The 14,488-nt window shown below is 61.2% G+C and carries 18 protein-coding genes; 7 read left to right on the top strand and 11 right to left on the bottom strand.

What is annotated here, in order from left to right:
- Nucleotides 1-149: 149 nt before the first annotated feature.
- Nucleotides 150-737 (bottom strand): bifunctional transcriptional activator/DNA repair enzyme AdaA, encoded by a 588-nt coding sequence (locus tag UB31_RS13305; RefSeq protein ID WP_197090812.1) that lies wholly within the window; start codon nt 735-737, stop codon nt 150-152.
- Nucleotides 738-848: 111 nt separating this feature from the next.
- On the opposite strand from UB31_RS13305, the gene UB31_RS13300 reads away from it, so the two are divergent.
- Nucleotides 849-1,265, top strand: a complete 417-nt coding sequence (locus UB31_RS13300; RefSeq protein ID WP_045011155.1) for a nuclear transport factor 2 family protein — start codon at nt 849-851, stop codon at nt 1,263-1,265.
- Between the two features lie 88 nt (nt 1,266-1,353).
- Complete coding sequence (locus UB31_RS13295; RefSeq protein ID WP_045011154.1) at nt 1,354-2,274, top strand: DMT family transporter; 921 nt, start codon at nt 1,354-1,356, stop codon at nt 2,272-2,274.
- A gap of 15 nt (nt 2,275-2,289) precedes the next feature.
- Here the strand turns inward: UB31_RS13295 and UB31_RS13290 are convergent, their stop codons facing one another.
- From UB31_RS13290 to UB31_RS13280, 3 genes are all read right to left on the bottom strand, one after another.
- Nucleotides 2,290-2,532: a hypothetical protein gene (locus UB31_RS13290; protein WP_045011153.1), complete on the bottom strand. Its 243-nt coding sequence runs from the start codon at nt 2,530-2,532 to the stop codon at nt 2,290-2,292.
- A 280-nt stretch (nt 2,533-2,812) separates the two neighbouring features.
- Nucleotides 2,813-3,163 (bottom strand): zinc ribbon domain-containing protein YjdM, encoded by a 351-nt coding sequence (locus tag UB31_RS13285; protein WP_045001069.1) that lies wholly within the window; start codon nt 3,161-3,163, stop codon nt 2,813-2,815.
- 109 nt (nt 3,164-3,272) lie between these two features.
- Nucleotides 3,273-4,112, bottom strand: coding sequence for a PhzF family phenazine biosynthesis protein (locus UB31_RS13280; RefSeq protein ID WP_045011152.1), 840 nt, complete (start codon nt 4,110-4,112; stop codon nt 3,273-3,275).
- A 118-nt stretch (nt 4,113-4,230) separates the two neighbouring features.
- Here UB31_RS13280 and UB31_RS13275 point away from each other — a divergent pair, with 118 nt between their 5' ends.
- Together UB31_RS13275 and UB31_RS40430 are read left to right on the top strand one after the other, a co-directional pair.
- The gene (locus tag UB31_RS13275) at nt 4,231-5,076 is read left to right on the top strand and encodes an FkbM family methyltransferase (RefSeq protein WP_045011151.1); all 846 of its coding nucleotides are present in this window, start codon (nt 4,231-4,233) and stop codon (nt 5,074-5,076) included.
- A gap of 211 nt (nt 5,077-5,287) precedes the next feature.
- Nucleotides 5,288-5,569 (top strand): hypothetical protein, encoded by a 282-nt coding sequence (locus UB31_RS40430; RefSeq protein ID WP_082078516.1) that lies wholly within the window; start codon nt 5,288-5,290, stop codon nt 5,567-5,569.
- A gap of 80 nt (nt 5,570-5,649) precedes the next feature.
- Here the strand turns inward: UB31_RS40430 and UB31_RS13270 are convergent, their stop codons facing one another.
- A complete protein-coding gene (locus tag UB31_RS13270; protein WP_045011150.1) occupies nt 5,650-7,218 on the bottom strand; it encodes an IS1182 family transposase in 1,569 nt (522 codons plus the stop codon).
- A gap of 125 nt (nt 7,219-7,343) precedes the next feature.
- Nucleotides 7,344-8,141: a transglycosylase SLT domain-containing protein gene (locus tag UB31_RS13265; protein ID WP_045011149.1), complete on the bottom strand. Its 798-nt coding sequence runs from the start codon at nt 8,139-8,141 to the stop codon at nt 7,344-7,346.
- Between the two features lie 281 nt (nt 8,142-8,422).
- Here UB31_RS13265 and UB31_RS13260 point away from each other — a divergent pair, with 281 nt between their 5' ends.
- The 3 genes from UB31_RS13260 to UB31_RS13245 all read left to right on the top strand — a co-directional run bounded on the left by UB31_RS13260 (nt 8,423) and on the right by UB31_RS13245 (nt 10,518).
- Nucleotides 8,423-9,481 carry an acyl-CoA desaturase gene (locus UB31_RS13260; RefSeq protein WP_082078514.1) on the top strand — a complete coding sequence of 353 codons (1,059 nt, stop codon included), beginning with the start codon at nt 8,423-8,425 and terminating at the stop codon, nt 9,479-9,481.
- A gap of 266 nt (nt 9,482-9,747) precedes the next feature.
- A complete protein-coding gene (locus tag UB31_RS13250) occupies nt 9,748-10,302 on the top strand; it encodes a hypothetical protein (RefSeq protein WP_045011147.1) in 555 nt (184 codons plus the stop codon).
- Nucleotides 10,303-10,323: 21 nt separating this feature from the next.
- Nucleotides 10,324-10,518, top strand: coding sequence for a hypothetical protein (locus tag UB31_RS13245; RefSeq protein ID WP_045011146.1), 195 nt, complete (start codon nt 10,324-10,326; stop codon nt 10,516-10,518).
- 104 nt (nt 10,519-10,622) lie between these two features.
- On the opposite strand, the gene UB31_RS13240 is transcribed toward UB31_RS13245, so the two are convergent.
- The 5 genes from UB31_RS13240 to UB31_RS13220 form a co-directional block, all read right to left on the bottom strand.
- Nucleotides 10,623-11,642 (bottom strand): hypothetical protein, encoded by a 1,020-nt coding sequence (locus UB31_RS13240; RefSeq protein ID WP_245305984.1) that lies wholly within the window; start codon nt 11,640-11,642, stop codon nt 10,623-10,625.
- A 262-nt stretch (nt 11,643-11,904) separates the two neighbouring features.
- On the bottom strand, nt 11,905-12,414 hold the full coding sequence (locus tag UB31_RS13235; protein WP_045011145.1) for a ParB N-terminal domain-containing protein: 510 nt from the start codon (nt 12,412-12,414) through the stop codon (nt 11,905-11,907).
- Between the two features lie 129 nt (nt 12,415-12,543).
- On the bottom strand, nt 12,544-13,491 hold the full coding sequence (locus UB31_RS13230; RefSeq protein WP_045011144.1) for a DUF4238 domain-containing protein: 948 nt from the start codon (nt 13,489-13,491) through the stop codon (nt 12,544-12,546).
- Nucleotides 13,492-13,604: 113 nt separating this feature from the next.
- Nucleotides 13,605-13,976, bottom strand: a complete 372-nt coding sequence (locus UB31_RS13225) for a hypothetical protein (RefSeq protein ID WP_045011143.1) — start codon at nt 13,974-13,976, stop codon at nt 13,605-13,607.
- Nucleotides 13,977-13,997: 21 nt separating this feature from the next.
- Nucleotides 13,998-14,276, bottom strand: a complete 279-nt coding sequence (locus UB31_RS13220; RefSeq protein ID WP_050044774.1) for a hypothetical protein — start codon at nt 14,274-14,276, stop codon at nt 13,998-14,000.
- Between the last annotated feature and the right edge of the window lie 212 nt (nt 14,277-14,488).

The following is a 14,488-nucleotide window of genomic DNA, read 5'->3' as shown; positions in this document are numbered from 1 at the left end:
ACGTCTTCGCGCGCATTCATTCTCAGGCATGTCGCGCTGTTTGCAGCGGCTGCGTTGTTCGTGTTCGTGCTGAGTCTTACGTATGGGTTGGATCTGAGCCCAGGGTTTTTCTGATAGCCACAATTTCTAGTCCGGATGAGCGAAGCGACTTACGTTCTCCGCTCACGCACTGCGCGCAGGCGAGACGGCGAACGGCCGTAGAGTTCGGTGAACGCGGCATTGAAACGGCGCAGGCTGCCGAAGCCGGCCTGGAACGCGATATCCGTCATGGTGTGATCGCCGCTGTCGAGCAGGCGCTTGGCGCGCTGGACGCGAAGCGTCTTGGCAAGCTGCTGTGGCGTCGCGCCGACATGCCGCTCGAACAGCCGCGCCAGATGGCGCGATGAGATGCCGAGCCGCTCGGCAAGTGTCACCACTGAGTCCTCGTCCAGCGCGCCCTCATTGATGAGCTTCACTGCGCGTGCGACCGTCGAGCGCGTGCCGTTCCACGCCGGGCAGAATGGGGCGGTCTCGGGACGGCAGCGCAGGCAGGGCCGAAATCCGGCGGCCTCGGCCGCGGCCGCCGTCGGATAATAGGCGACGTTGCGGGTCAGCGGGTGCTTGGCCGGGCAGACCGGGCGGCAATAGATGCCCGTGGTCTTCACCGCCGTGAAGAAGCGGCCGTCATAGCGGGGATCGCGGCGCAGGCGCGCGGCATTGCAGTCTTCGAAGCTCAGCATGGCCTGATGATAGCGCATGCGCGTGCGCGGGGAAGGGCCGCGGGATGACCGAGTCCGATTGTGGCGAGCCGCGCTGAGCATGCCGGCCTAGAAGGCAAGCCTCATGTGAATGCAAACCGGGGAGCCGTCGTGACCAGCCCGAAGGACATCGTACTGAACGCCTGGAAAACCTTTTCATCGCGCGACGCCGACCGTATCGCGGCGCTGTTCACCGAGGATGCCGAATGGATCGCGCCGAAAGGCAACGCAACCGCGGTCGCGCTCGATCACACCGACCATATGGTCGGAGCACAGCAGATTGCGCACTTCATCGCGCAGGAGATGCACCGGATGTTCTCGGGTGTCGACATCGCCTTTCGCGGTGTCTATGCCGATGGCGATGTGGTGATCGTGGAGGAGCGGATGCGCGCCACGCTTGCCGGCGGCAAACCCTACGACAACGACTATTGCTTCGTGTTTACAGTGGCCGGGAAGCGGATCCGCGAGGTGCGGGAATACATGGATACACGCAAGGGATGGCGGATGGTGTTCGGTGAGGAAGCGTGATGTGCAGGCCTGTCGCGTCGACCTTCGCGTGCCAGCCCTGCAACCGCGTGGGTTGAGCCTCCCAGCCCACTGACATAACGGTTACGCCATGGATCAGCGGACGAGCGGCGCTGACGCTCTCATTCAAAAGAACGATGCGGCGCCGGCACTCATCGGCGTCCTCTCGGGCCTGTCGGCTGCGCTGTTCTGGGCGCTGGGCTTTGCCGGAACACGCCACGGGCTGAAGGTCGGATTCACGCCGGTCGATCTTCTGGTGCATCGCTATATCTGGTCCGGCATCGCGTTCCTGCCGCTGGTGCTGCGTGCGGGTGTCTCGGATCTCTGCGGCATCGGCTGGGGCAGGGGCCTTGCGCTGATGGTGCTCGGCGGCCCCGTGATGTCGCTGATCTCCTACACCGGCTTCCTGTTCGTGCCGCTCGGCCATGGCAGCGTGATCCAGCCGTCTTGCGCGACGCTCGGAGGGCTGCTGCTTGCCGCCGTTTTTCTGAAGGAGCGAATCTCTGCCTCGCGCTTCATCGGCGCGCTCGTCATCGTCGGCGGCCTCGGCGTGATCGGTGCGGAATCGATCGGCCACATCGGCGTTGACGGTGTGCAGGGCGATCTGATCTTCGTCCTCACTGGATTGATGTTCGCCGGCTTTGGCGCGCTGCTGCGTCACTGGCGCGTCTCCGCCGTGTCCGCGGCGCTCGTCATCAACGTGCTGTCGCTCTTGCTGCTACCGATCTACTTCACAACCGGCGGGCTCGCGCGCATTGCGGCGATTGGCGTGAGCGAGAATGCGATTCAGGCGCTGGCGCAGGGCGTGCTCGCAGGCCCCGCCGCGCTCTATCTGTTCGCCGTCTCGGTTCAGCGCCTCGGCGTCGCGCGTGCCGCGGTGTTCCCCGCCTGCGTGCCGGCGCTGACGCTGCTCACCGGCTGGCTGCTGCTCGGCGAGCCGCCAACGGCATTGCAGGCCGCAGGCCTCGTGACGGTGCTGTGCGGATTTTACCTGGCGCAAAGGCAAAGGTGATCGCGGTGCGATCACTCAGTCTCCGACTTCGGCCAACCTGGCTCCTCTGCCCGGAGATTTCGGCAGCTTGCCGAGTTTGGCCTTTGCCTTTTTGACGGTGGCTTTCGCGAGCGCCGGACTTTTTTCGAGCCTGCGAAGGATGTGCTTCACGAGGTCCTCCCGGTCGGATTTCTTCTCCAGGGCATAATGCTTGATGGTGATCTCGAGGCGATCCTTCTTCGCGTGATAGTCGTGATCGACTGACGGCTTTTTCGACATGGATGGCCCCTGATGGTGCGGCTGCCTGCGTGACCTTGCGGCATCATAGCCGGGCGTCCGACAAAAATATCGAAAACAACCCCATGCAAAGTAGAAATCGTTGGCGAATTTCGATTTCGGCGATGCCGAATAAAGTTTGCCCCGTCGGACAAAACAGGGGCATTATGCCACGGTGGGACGCATGCGACGGCCAGGCGCCTGACGCATCGTACCTCGCCGCCATCGGGGCCGATTGCTAGGCGTGTAGGCGGATGAGCGCAAGGTCATCCACCCGACGCATCTACGCCTTCTTCACGAACTCCGACTTCAAATTCATCGCGCCGATGCCGTCGATCTTGCAGGCGATGTTGTGGCCGTCGGTGGCGTCCTGGAGGCGGATGTTGCGCACCTTGGTGCCGCCCTTGACGACCGATGAGGAGCCCTTGACCTTGAGGTCCTTCATCACGATGACGCTGTCGCCATCGGTGAGCACATTGCCATGGGCATCGCGTACACCAGCTTCCACCGGCGTATCCGCGGCTGCGGTGGCCGTGGCGCTCCATTCATGGCCGCATTCCGGGCACATCCAGAGATCGCGATCCTGATAGGCATGCTCCGACTGGCAGTTCGGGCATTTGGTGGCGTCGGTCATGATGAGTCTCGTCTCCGGCTGGCGTGCGCGGCGCACCGTAGGGTCGAAGCAGGCGAATGCAAGGGAAACAAGGGATAAGGAGGGCGCTTCCTCGCGCGCGTCCACGGGATCACGCATCGTCCATGAAGCGCGCCGTCCCCGAGACCCGGATCGAGCCGCCCGCGATCTCACCAATCTCCGCGCGGATCAGCGACCGCGCTCCCATGTCTTCGCCCTGCACGATGTCGATGGCGCCGCCGTGCGGCCAGCCGATGTCGCGCAAATAGCCTGCGAACGCGGCGGCGGCCGCACCGGTCGCGGGATCCTCGACGACGCCGCCGGCGGCAAACGCATTGCGCACATGGAACAGCCGCGCCGTCTCCACCGTCACGAGCGCGATGGTGACCAGACCCGCTTTGTCCATCAGCGCGCGGCCCCGTTCGAACTGATACGTCATGCGCGCGAGTGCGTCGCGCGATCGCAAAGCAAGGACAGCATGATCGGCCCCGCCGTGAATTTTCGCAGGGAGAAGTTTTGGGTCGAGATCGGAGGCCGTGTAGCCGAACAAATCCAGCAACTCATCCCGCAGCGACGCATCGAGCGGCGCGCTGCGCGTCGGCGGCGATTGCAGCGCCGCTGCAATGGTGCTGCCGTCGCGCTGCCCCGACACGGAAATGACGGCATCGTTCAGATGCAGCCCAAAACTTCGATCGCCGTAGCGGTGCGCGAGCGCCGCGCCGAGCGCGATGGTGGCGTGTCCGCAGAACGGCACCTCCATCAACGGCGAAAAGTAGCGGACGCGCCAGGCCTCACCCTCGGGCGCGGCAAAGGCGGTTTCCGAGAAGCCGACCTCGGCCGCGATCGCCTGCATCGTCGATGCATCAGGCAGGACGTCGCCGATCCAGACACCGGCGGGATTGCCCCCTCGGCTGCCGTCCGAGAAGGCCGCGATACGCAAGACTGTGGTCATGAGGTGATCCTGTTCATGATGGCGCCGGTGTGAGGGCTGCAAGCGGATGTCGGGGCAAGCTTCGCATAAGCGCGCGGTGGGATAGTGGAATCTACTCTGGGTCTGAGGAGATTCTACCATGCCGATCGCGGGGCAAAAGCTGGCCTTTGTCTTGGCTGCGTCCAACCACGGAACGATGATCGTCAATCGCTTCGACTATCGCATGGTCGGGCCTGACCGCGGCTACGGCGTGGGGTTTCAGATCCTCGAAACGGCCGCTTTCGATCCCACGGAAGTCAAGGTCGCTCTCGAATTGCTGGCACTGCGACGGAAGCACCACGGTGACGGCGTGATCGCCATCGACTGCGGCGCCAATATCGGCGTGCACACGGTCGAATGGGCCTCGTCGATGACGGGCTGGGGTTCGGTGATTGCGATCGAAGCCCAGGAACGGATCTACTATGCGCTGGCGGGCAACATTGCCATCAACAATTGCTTCAATGCGTTGGCGGTGCATGCGGCCGTGTCCTCCGAATCCGGCACGATGGAAATTCCAAATCCGAACTATTTTGCGCCGTCCAGCTTCGGCAGCCTGGAATTGCGGCAGCGCCCGAACAACGAATTCATCGGTCAGCCGATCGACTACAAGGACAACACCGTCTTCATCCGGAAAATGACGTTGGACGATCTCGATCTGCCGCGAACGGATTTCATCAAGATCGATATCGAGGGCATGGAGATGGAGGCCCTTGAGGGGGCTCGGGAGACCATCAAGAGGTATCGCCCGATCCTGTTGATCGAAAAGATCAAGACCGATATCCGGCAACTCGAGCAATGGCTGAAGGACAACGGCTACCAGTTGATGGCTCTCGGCATCAACATTCTCGCAGTCCATCAAAGCGATGAGAGCCTGAAGGATATCAACCCGCCTCAAAGCGCCGTCCCGCCTGCGCAAACACGCGGCCTTGCGACAATGAATGCCTAGATGAGCTGGTAGGATGGGTGGCTGCGTAGGGTGGGCAAAGCGAAGCGTGCCCACCATGAGTGGCGCAGTTGTTGAGAGATGGTGGGCACGGCGCAAGTGCGCCTTTGCCCACCCTACGGGCTTCGCGCCAGGAGTCCGCCATGAGCCGAGAGCGAATTTCGCTTGCCTTGCTTTGAGTCCTTTTGCACTCTGTTCGCAAGGAGGCCAACGCATGAAAATCATGACTGTCGCGTGCGCGCTCGGAACTGCCGTGGTGCTGTGCAATCTCGGGACGTCTGGTGCTGAAGCCCGGACGCGGAAAGCTCACATCGTTCGTGAGCCGCAGGAGAGGCTTATCGTCACGGCGCCTGTGATCAGGCCAACGCCGTGGGATTACAATGTGGTTCCACGCTATCGTTATCGCCCTGAAGACGATCGCGTCGATCCCTACGGCCCGCCGCTGGAATCGTCGTGGGTCCGCTATGAGGGTTGGCGGTGGCCGTATTGGTGGTGAAGGCCACTCGGACGCGGAATTGAACAGTGCCCGTAGCCCGGATGGAGCGAAGAGACTGGGCAAGAATTTATTTTGTCTGATTACCTAGCGTAGTCGAATGCCGGGCGGATTTGTAGCCTAGTGACGATGGCTGTGACGACGTTAAGCAAAAGCGCCCAGTTTGGATGGCGGTTGGCCAAATAGGCCATAAGGCTGTCGAGGCCGAGGATGCTGAGCACCCGGGAGAAGTTGTAGCAGAGCGCCATCAGGCTCCATTCGCCGCGCACCTTGTCGAAGCCGCGGACGAGGAAGTGGCGGTAACCTGCCCGACATTTGAGGGTGCCGAAAGGGTGTTCGGCGAGCTCGGCCCGGCGGCGCATCTGGGCGTCGGCGTCCTGCATCCGTGCACGATGCCGGTCCAGCACCGCCTCATGCTCCCAGCGGTAAACGGTGCGCGTCGGCGTCTTGGCAGAGAGGCAGCGTGAGCGTAGCGCGCAGGCGTCGCAGTCGGACTTGCGGCTGACATACCTGATCTCGATCCGGTTGCCGTTGGTCTTGCGGCCGTCCGTCGGGCTCAGGAGCCTGCCGGCGGGACAGCGATAGACATTGGCTTCGGTGTCGTAGGCGAACTCTTCATGGCTGATGCGATCTTGCGCTTCGAGCCGCGCGGTCCGCTTGGCTTGCGGAACGTAGGCCACGATCCCATTCTCCTCGCAGTCCTTCAGCGTGTGGCCGTTGTAATAGCCGGTATCGGCGAGCGCCGTGAGCGTCTCGACGCCAAGCTCCTCCTTCGCGGCTTTGGCCATATCGTAAAGCTGACCGGTGTCGTTGCCGTCGTTGACGACCTCGCTCGCCGTGATCAGCTTGTGTTTGTCGTCGACAGCGATCTGAACGTTGTAGCCCGCCACCACCTGGCCGTTCTTCGTCAACAAGCGGGCATCCGCATCGGTTCGCGACAACTGCGTCTGGCCACTCTCTTCCAGCTGCGCCAGATCCGCCTTCAGGGCTGTGCGCTTGGCCATCAAGGTCGCCACCTTTTGCGCGACGTCCCCGCCGCCTTCGCGTCCGCCACCGTCTGGCCCCGCCGGCGGACGTTCCGCCTCCGCGCTATCGTTGGCCTCCAGCGCGGCACCATAGGCTTCAATCTCCTGTTCGATCTCCGCCAGCCGCTTGGCAAGTCGGCGCTGCGTCTTGATGCTCGCCTTGCTGGCGTTGCCATCAAAAAACGCCCCGTCGATCGCCACCACCTCACCACCCAAAAGGTCGAGTTCACGCATCAGCAGCACGAACTCCCGGTTCGCCGCCTTGAGCGCCTTCCAGTTGTCCCGGCGGAAATTGGCAATGGTGCGATAGCCGGGCACCAATTGCTTCATCAGCCAGATCAGTTCGAGGTTGCGCCCGGCCTCGCGCTCAAGAGCGCGCGAGGAGCGGATCCGGTTGATGTAGCCATAAAGATAGAGCTTCAGCAGATCGGCAGGATCGTAAGGCGGTTGTCCCGCCCCGCCGCCTGACCCGGCATGGCCGAAGCCAAGCCGCCCAATATCCAGCACCGCGACAAATGCCTCGATCGCGCGAACGGGATTGTTGCCATCCACGTAATCTTCAACACGCGGCGGAAGAAAGCTCGCCTGATCCCGGCTTACCCCGGTCTTGAAGGTACGATTCGTCATACCGAATCGTACACTCCTTTGCCCAATCGGATAGAATTCTTGCCCAGTCTCGAAGCGCCATCCGGGGTGTTGCCACAAGGAACGCTGGTCCCGGATTACGCTTCGCTCCATCCGGGCTACGCTCCTCAATTGCTGTCATCCGCCGATAGCCGCAAAAACTGCCGCTTCATCGCATTGACCCTCGCGACATAGCTCGCAACCAGGTGATCGCCGCAGCGCTCGTCGGCGATCATCTGAAACTTGCGGCGCGCGTAGGCTGTGGCGGGGCCGGCGCCGCAGAGATGGATGAAGGCGGCCAGATCCTGCCTCTGCTCGCGGCTCGCCTTCACATCGCCGGCGCGGGCGAGAACGTCAGCCACCTGGCGGTCGAGATACACCGATGCGAGCTCGATGGCGTGGCTCGGGATCGCGCGGATATACAGGCTGGTGAACCCGCAGCCGGTCTCCGTGACCGCGTTGCCACGGATACAGAACCGTGCGGCGTCGGCGAAAGTCGGGTCGGTCATCTGGAAGAGGCCGACGGCGCTGGAAGCGGGCCGGTAGATCGCAAGCGGATTGAGGCTCAATCGCCAGCGCCAGTAGGTGCGCGCCACCGGATTGCCTGAACTCTCGATCTGCGCAAGTGCTGCCAGCAATTCGGGCGTGATCGTCGCGGTGGAATGCTTGCGAAACAGCGGCCCGTATTGCCGCCAGTTCTCGGCCGGCTCCTTGTCGAGCGCATTGCCGACAAGGACGAACAGCTCGGTCGGCTTGCGGATGATTTGATAGACGATGTTCACCAGCACCACGGCCGCAAGCAGCATCGCCACGCCGCCCGCGATCCGAACCATCCGCGGTGCACGCGCGAAATTCTTTCGCGCCCACCGCGCGCCCCGCCGGATGTTGCGAAGGCGAGGGAGGAGGCTCGTGCTTTTCCTTGGCATGGGTTTTGTGGGTGCGGGTAAGGCGAGGTGAGCCCTTGCGGAACTCGGACCTGACGGAGTTTGGGGGGACCGGTTCCGCCTTCGCTCCTCGAGCTACGGCGGACAGGTCGCTCCAGCCAGCTTAAGGCCGTGTGGGGATATCACAGCGACGGCTGGTTCCAGAGTTAACCCTCACCGTAATTTTCCGCACTCCCAGGGACGTTCGAGTCCTTGCTGAAGACAACCCGTGGCTGTAGGTTGCGCTGCAGAATAGTTAATTTTGCGTAAATGGAATGACTGAAATGACCGCAGTGCAGGGCGTGGTGTCGGACGACGGTGCTGACCAGACGACGCTACCAAAAATGCCACCCGGCGTGCTTGTTGAAGGCCCGGTGGTCGACGCCAAGTTTTTCGATTCCTATATCGCGTTCGGCCTTATGGTCGGAGGTTCGTTCGCGGCGCTGATCTGGGCATTCTGGCAAGGCATCGGCTGGGTGGAGATTTCGGTCTTCGTCGGCATGTTTCTGCTGACCACGGTCGGGATCGGCTTCATGCATCGCTACTTCGTGCACCGCAGTTTCCGCTGCGGTCCGGTCATGCGGACGATCTTGGCCGCGATCGCCACGCTGGCGGTGCAGGGCTCGATCCTGAAGTGGGTGAGCAACCATCGCCGGCACCACCTTCACTCCGACAAGCCCGGCGATGTCCACAGCCCTTACTATGACGGCGCCGGCAACCGCTTTGCCAGCTTCGCCAAGGGGATGGCGCATGCGCAAGGCGGCTGGGTGTGGGACCGGGAGACCTCTGATGGCGAATACTACGCCAAGGATATTCTGGCCGACCCGATCGCCATGTTCTTCACCAGGACGCGCTGGTATTGGTACGCGCTGTCGGCGGTGATCATTCCGGGCGCCATCGGCTACGCGTTCGGCGGCGTGCACACGATGATCGGCTGCGTGCTGTTCTCGGGCCTGTTCCGCAGCTACATCATGACCATGGCCACCTCGCTGGTGAACTCGGTCTGCCATAGCGACGGTAACTACGGTTATCGTCGCTTCGAGACCAATGACGGCACGACCAACGAGTTGGTGACCACGATCCTTACCTTCGGCGAAGGACTGCACAACAACCATCATCGGTTTCCGCGCGACGCCTACCTGTCGCACGCCTGGTACGAGATCGACGTCAACGGCCTGATCATTCTCGGACTCGGGAAACTCGGGCTCGTGCACGACATCTTCGCAGCCGGCAAGCGCCAGGGGTCCCGAGCGGCAGATTCGCAGCAGGGCAGCCTTGGGGCCGTCGTCACCCAGAACCCGTTCGACAGCGTCGCCGAAGACCTTCGCTCGTCCGGAAGGTAGACTTGCCCGCCATCCCGGAAGCCGCGCCGTCGGCTGACTCGCCGCTGCGGGCTCACCAGCACGATGGGTTGGGCCCTGGCGAAACCATCATCTCGGTCCGAGCGATCGAGGGTATCGCTTCCGCCTTCGCTCTTCGAGCTACGGCGGACAAGTCGATCCACCCATCCGAGTTGTCCTCTTGATGCAATTTATGATTGAACTGCATCGACGTGTGCGCCAAAGATCGGGATCTTCAATGAGAGGTCGCCGGAGAGAAGCGTATCGTCATGTCCCTGCCGCCTGTCCGCGCACTACTGGGAAGCATCGACGACCTACCGAATGACCTCGACTTCGAAGAGGAGGATGGCTGCATCTATCTTCGGGCCCCGATCGGCCTGAGCGAAGATGATCGGTGGCTCACCCTGATCGACGTCGGCTTCACGCCGCGACGCGATTTGACGCCGCTACCGGATCTGAGATCATTCGACTACCACGAATTCGGGTATGAAATTACCATCCTGGATCAGCTGGGGAAGGTCCCGATCCGATCAACGATGAACAGGGACATTGCAAAGGTCTGGTTGCCGCCGAACTGCTCCGGGCTCGTCCTTGATGTCGTAAGTCATTGTTGTCGCCGGCTTTTGCAGGAGCTTACGCCGGGCTATATCTACCGTGTGACCTCTGCGAGGCAGGTTGGGGGACCTGCGCTGCACAAGCACACTTTGGTGACGAATGTGATGCAGAATGAGGGTTACTCGATCCTTATGGACGGAACGGACGATTGGAAGCGGACGTTCTGGCTGATGGGCCGGGAAGGGTTTGACCTGTCCTACCTGAGGTAGGGAGTTCGCGAAGGTTCTGTGATGAACTGGCAAACGTTGATCTCCATCGCACTTAAAGCAATCGGTCTCCGCAAGGAGAGCGAGCAGCGGTCGCATGTCTACGAAGGCATCCGCGAGCGTCGGGGAGAGGAAGCGCAGCGCTATGTCGAACAGGCAAACCGTTCGCTGGCCAAGGTTCGGAAGAAGCGGGACGAGCGGGCCCACGAGTGCGCGTAGCGCACTGGACAGATTGGGTCAGTTGAGCCTGAGAGTTTAGTGCACTGGCACCGCAATTCCAGCGAGCGGCACTCCGCGTCGTCGGCTGATCCGCCGCTGCGGGTTCACCAATCCGGATAGCCGTAAGGGTCGTCCATATAGGGCGGGGGCATCATCCAGGGGCCTCGCGGCGGCGGCCTGGGCCGCCGAGGTGGTGCCGCTTGCAGGCGCGGCCGTGCAGGCGCAGCCGTCTCGTTGTTCATCACGCTCCGCACGACGGGTTTCGCGGGTGCAGGTGCGGATGAAGCCGCCGGTTGCGTTTGCAGCGCCTGGACCTGTGCGGCGAGGCGCGCATTGTCCGCCGCATCCTTCTCCTGCGCCGCCTTGAGCTGTTGAATGGTGTCGGCCTGCTCGCGCAGCGTCTGCTCATTGCGGCTTTTCAGTTGCTCGAGCTTTCCGTTGATGCTCGCAAGCTCGTTGGTGATGGTCTTGAGCGATTGCGCGAGATCAGACGATGATGGGTCGGGCGCTGTGGCGCCAGGTCTTGCAGCGTCGGTTCTTGGAGCGTTTTCCGTTTCCTTGCCGACCGGCGGCGCGGGCACCGGACTGGGCCCATCCGCAGCAGCCAGTTGCATCGCCCGCGGCTGCGCCGGACTTTCAACCGCGGACGCTTGCGGGGGCTCGCTCGCGCCCGGCGGAGCCCATCGCGCCAGGATCGACTTGGTGATTGTCTTGGCTTCATCACGATAGTGCGAAGCGAAGGCGGCACCGAGAATGCCGATCGCCAACACGAGGCCGACCAAAACGCGCAGCATGGGCCGATCTCCCTTCAGGCCTTGATCGTGAACCTTGCTAGCCGGTGCCGGCGCCTTGTCCTCGGGAGTCTTGTTTTCGGAAGTCTTCTTCTCAGGAGTCTTGGCTGCCTCCGCACCGGCGCCTGCTTGCGAGGCCCGCGGGCCTTCGCTGCCGCGTTCCATTCCGGAAACCAGCCGATCCAGCCGCGCAAGATCTTCCTCTGCGCTCTTGATCTGGCCGTAGGCCCGCGCCAGCCCGCCATCGGTGCGCACCTCGTCCTGCTTGGGCGCATCAGGCTTTTGGGTCTCAGGCTTCTGATCACCAGGTTTGGGGTCGTTCGCTTCAGGCACCGATGCGCTCTCCACCCAGTCGGGCGTCAATGGGAGTGCGGCAGTCCGATCGTTGGAAGGACAGGTTTCGCCGCCGTCCAACACAACGCGCGTGCGAAGGAGAAATTATGGCGGGTTCGGGGGCGGGGCGGATCGAGGTGCCACACCGAACGGTCGTTCGTAGCCCGGATGAGCGTAGCGACATCCGGGACTTCGAGCGGTTGGATCCCGGATATCGCTACGCTCATCCGGGCTACGCTTGCTCAAGACCTGCAGCCGGCCATCAATAGCGGCCGCCGCTGCCCTTTTGCTGCGTGATCCAGTCCGACAATGTTCTCCGTGTCGATCCCGCATTGCCCGGTGCCTTCGGATTGTCGCGAACGCCTTTCGTCGGACGGGTGCGCGGCGCTTCCGTTCCGTTGACGCCCTTCAAGGCAGAAGTCGATGCCTCTGCGGCCTCCTTCTCGAGGCGCAGCTGTTTCAATCGCGCCATCTTGATGCGTTCTGCCTCGACTGCGGGTCCTTCGGACAACAGCGGCTTGTGTTGAGCAAGCTCCGCCGGGACGATGACACCGAGAATGGTCGTCTCGCCGAGCGCCTTGCAGGCTTCGAGCCGATGCAGTCCCTCGACCAGAACGAGGCGGTCTCCGTCGAGCCGAACGGAAATGGGGGCCTGTTGCCCGATGTCCAGGATGCTTTCCGCGATCTCCGCGACGCTCTCGGGCTTGACGGCTTTCTTCTGCTTTGTGGGAACGAAGATCTTCTCGATCGGGAAGCTTTCCGGTTGGGGCATGATCTGACTCCGCTTCTACCAGGCCCGTCGGAACCCATGCCGGTGGGGTTGGGAGTTTAGGAGGGAAGGGCTCGACCGCAAAGGCAATTTCGGCGGAAGGGATCGATGAAGCGAAGGCACAACGATGCATTACCGCTCGATCTGTGCGACGCGCTGAGTCGACAGGTGAAAATAGCCGTTTCCGGTGCTTATGCGTTCAGTTTTTCCTTCAACCCTGTAGTTGCGATTGTCCTTTATGAATTTGTAGACCCACGGAAGTTCGTCGCGGAAGAAGACGGTATTTTCCGCGCAACGGACTAGTAGTCTATTTAGCGCCACAACCTCTGAGCGGGCCGGACGACATGTCCTAGTGCGCAGCTTTGCGAAGGAAAAATCGCGCGGCGCACCGGAGAGAGAAGCGTCCGGAAGGATTCGCACCGCCACTGCCGGAGTGAGAGGTACCACCTTGTTGACTGTGCGAGGGTCCTGTCCCTGTTCGAATCCAATCGGAAAATCGCTTGTAAAAAATGGTGCATCAGCATGCTCGTTGAGCAAGATATCCCAACGCGAGTTACCGAAGATCGAGAGCCAGCTTAAGATGGATTGAACGGCGAGCGCCTGTGGAAACATCGGATCAATATCGATCGTCACGGCGCCTTTTGCCATCATCTCCGAAAAGCTTTTGTATCCAAGAGACGATGGTGGAGTATCGATCTCACCTTGTGATTCTAAGATGTCCGCGGTGGTCTGAACGGATGCCCTGAGTGGATCGGACGAGAATCGCATTGAGGCGGGCGAGCAGGCCAAGACGTAAGCGGCGAATCCTGCGATCGCGACTATCGCCATCTGATCGCAAGCGTTTTTGCGCACCAACTCAACCGCCCGATTGTAGTTCGGCTCGACGCTTTTCAAGAAAAGTTCGATTGCCCGACTCTCACTCAAGTATGGGTTAGTGTTTCCCTCGTCGATCCGGCAGACATCTTGCGATCTTGGCTCGAACGTCTTCAGATCCGACTTGCGCATAGCGTAGAGCCGGTCAATTTTCGGAGAATAGAAGTTTCTTAGATGAACTTGCGAGATGTAGTGATCGAGGGCCATCCTAATCGATCCTCTAGCGCCTCAAACAGACCACAGAAGGTTAGTAGCGCAGCAAGTGGGGTGCTGAAGTCCCCGGCGACGTTCTCAGACGAGAATCGAGTTCAGCATGCCTCTCAGACCTTTGTTTTGGGTGATCTCATTTGCCGCAAACGATGAAGAATAAAGATCATCGCGAGAGAAATTGCGACAACCGCCACAACGATTTGACCGATAAAATATAAACGCTCTCTCTGGCGAGCTTTTCGCTGTGCCTCCTCGATCACAGAGAGGAACATGTCCGGCGTCGGTTGGAGACGATCGGTGACGGCTGGCAAGATCTTCCTGACTACATCGACCGTCCCAATAGTATCATCTTGATCACCATAGCGAAGGCGAACGGTGAAGCGCAATTCGAGACCGGGCGTCAAGCTATCCGATTTGCCATCGGTCGCTCCGGCCAAGACTCCGCTAAGTTTCGCGGTGCCCTTCGGAACAACTGTGCCCATCGATTGGAGATCAAGCGTAGATTATAGTTTCTCCAGACTTTGTTGACTGCTGGAGAGATACAGTTTGCCTGCCTCAAGAGAGTGCTCGACCCTCATGCTCAGCGGCACGATGTTTGTTTCGGATCGGTTGATTATCGAAAGTGCGAACGTCGCAGCAGAAGCGTTGCGTGGGTTAATCTGCAGATCGACGGCAGGCTGTTTCTCTTGGATTTCGCGCATCTCTTTTGCGACACTGAAATCGTAGGAGAGCTTCGCGACATAGAGGCTTCCCAACGAAACGACAAATGCGACCGTCGACACTGCGGCACCGTAGGAGGCTAGCGAAATTCTTTTCAAGGGTGATCAACCCAATCTTTAGTTCCGCGGAAATTCATATCGAGCGCCATTCTTCACCTCGTCCACTCGCGCGGTATCTCCAGCGCGATCCTGCTGTCTTCAAGCGACGTCTTGGCTCCATCAGGGCTTCGACGGCGGCTTGACGCCGCTGCCGGTAGTCGGCACGGCTGGCGCCG

Origin of the sequence: Bradyrhizobium sp. LTSP849, assembly GCF_000938255.1 — a bacterium.
GTDB lineage: Bacteria > Pseudomonadota > Alphaproteobacteria > Rhizobiales > Xanthobacteraceae > Bradyrhizobium.
This window is presented reverse-complemented; position numbering and strand designations above follow the sequence as displayed.

Excerpts from the sequence above, each read along its gene's own strand:
- UB31_RS13305 (WP_197090812.1), bottom strand. The coding sequence starts at position 737 with ATGCGCTATCATCAGGCCATGCTGAGCTTCGAAGACTGCAATGCCGCG.
- UB31_RS13295 (WP_045011154.1), top strand. The coding sequence starts at position 1,354 with ATGGATCAGCGGACGAGCGGCGCTGACGCTCTCATTCAAAAGAACGAT.
- UB31_RS13290 (WP_045011153.1), bottom strand. The coding sequence starts at position 2,532 with ATGTCGAAAAAGCCGTCAGTCGATCACGACTATCACGCGAAGAAGGAT.
- UB31_RS13285 (WP_045001069.1), bottom strand. The coding sequence starts at position 3,163 with ATGACCGACGCCACCAAATGCCCGAACTGCCAGTCGGAGCATGCCTAT.
- UB31_RS13280 (WP_045011152.1), bottom strand. The coding sequence starts at position 4,112 with ATGACCACAGTCTTGCGTATCGCGGCCTTCTCGGACGGCAGCCGAGGG.
- UB31_RS13275 (WP_045011151.1), top strand. The coding sequence starts at position 4,231 with ATGCCGATCGCGGGGCAAAAGCTGGCCTTTGTCTTGGCTGCGTCCAAC.
- UB31_RS40430 (WP_082078516.1), top strand. The coding sequence starts at position 5,288 with ATGAAAATCATGACTGTCGCGTGCGCGCTCGGAACTGCCGTGGTGCTG.
- UB31_RS13270 (WP_045011150.1), bottom strand. The coding sequence starts at position 7,218 with ATGACGAATCGTACCTTCAAGACCGGGGTAAGCCGGGATCAGGCGAGC.
- UB31_RS13265 (WP_045011149.1), bottom strand. The coding sequence starts at position 8,141 with ATGCCAAGGAAAAGCACGAGCCTCCTCCCTCGCCTTCGCAACATCCGG.
- UB31_RS13260 (WP_082078514.1), top strand. The coding sequence starts at position 8,423 with ATGACCGCAGTGCAGGGCGTGGTGTCGGACGACGGTGCTGACCAGACG.
- UB31_RS13250 (WP_045011147.1), top strand. The coding sequence starts at position 9,748 with ATGTCCCTGCCGCCTGTCCGCGCACTACTGGGAAGCATCGACGACCTA.
- UB31_RS13245 (WP_045011146.1), top strand. The coding sequence starts at position 10,324 with ATGAACTGGCAAACGTTGATCTCCATCGCACTTAAAGCAATCGGTCTC.
- UB31_RS13235 (WP_045011145.1), bottom strand. The coding sequence starts at position 12,414 with ATGCCCCAACCGGAAAGCTTCCCGATCGAGAAGATCTTCGTTCCCACA.
- UB31_RS13230 (WP_045011144.1), bottom strand. The coding sequence starts at position 13,491 with ATGGCCCTCGATCACTACATCTCGCAAGTTCATCTAAGAAACTTCTAT.
- UB31_RS13225 (WP_045011143.1), bottom strand. The coding sequence starts at position 13,976 with ATGGGCACAGTTGTTCCGAAGGGCACCGCGAAACTTAGCGGAGTCTTG.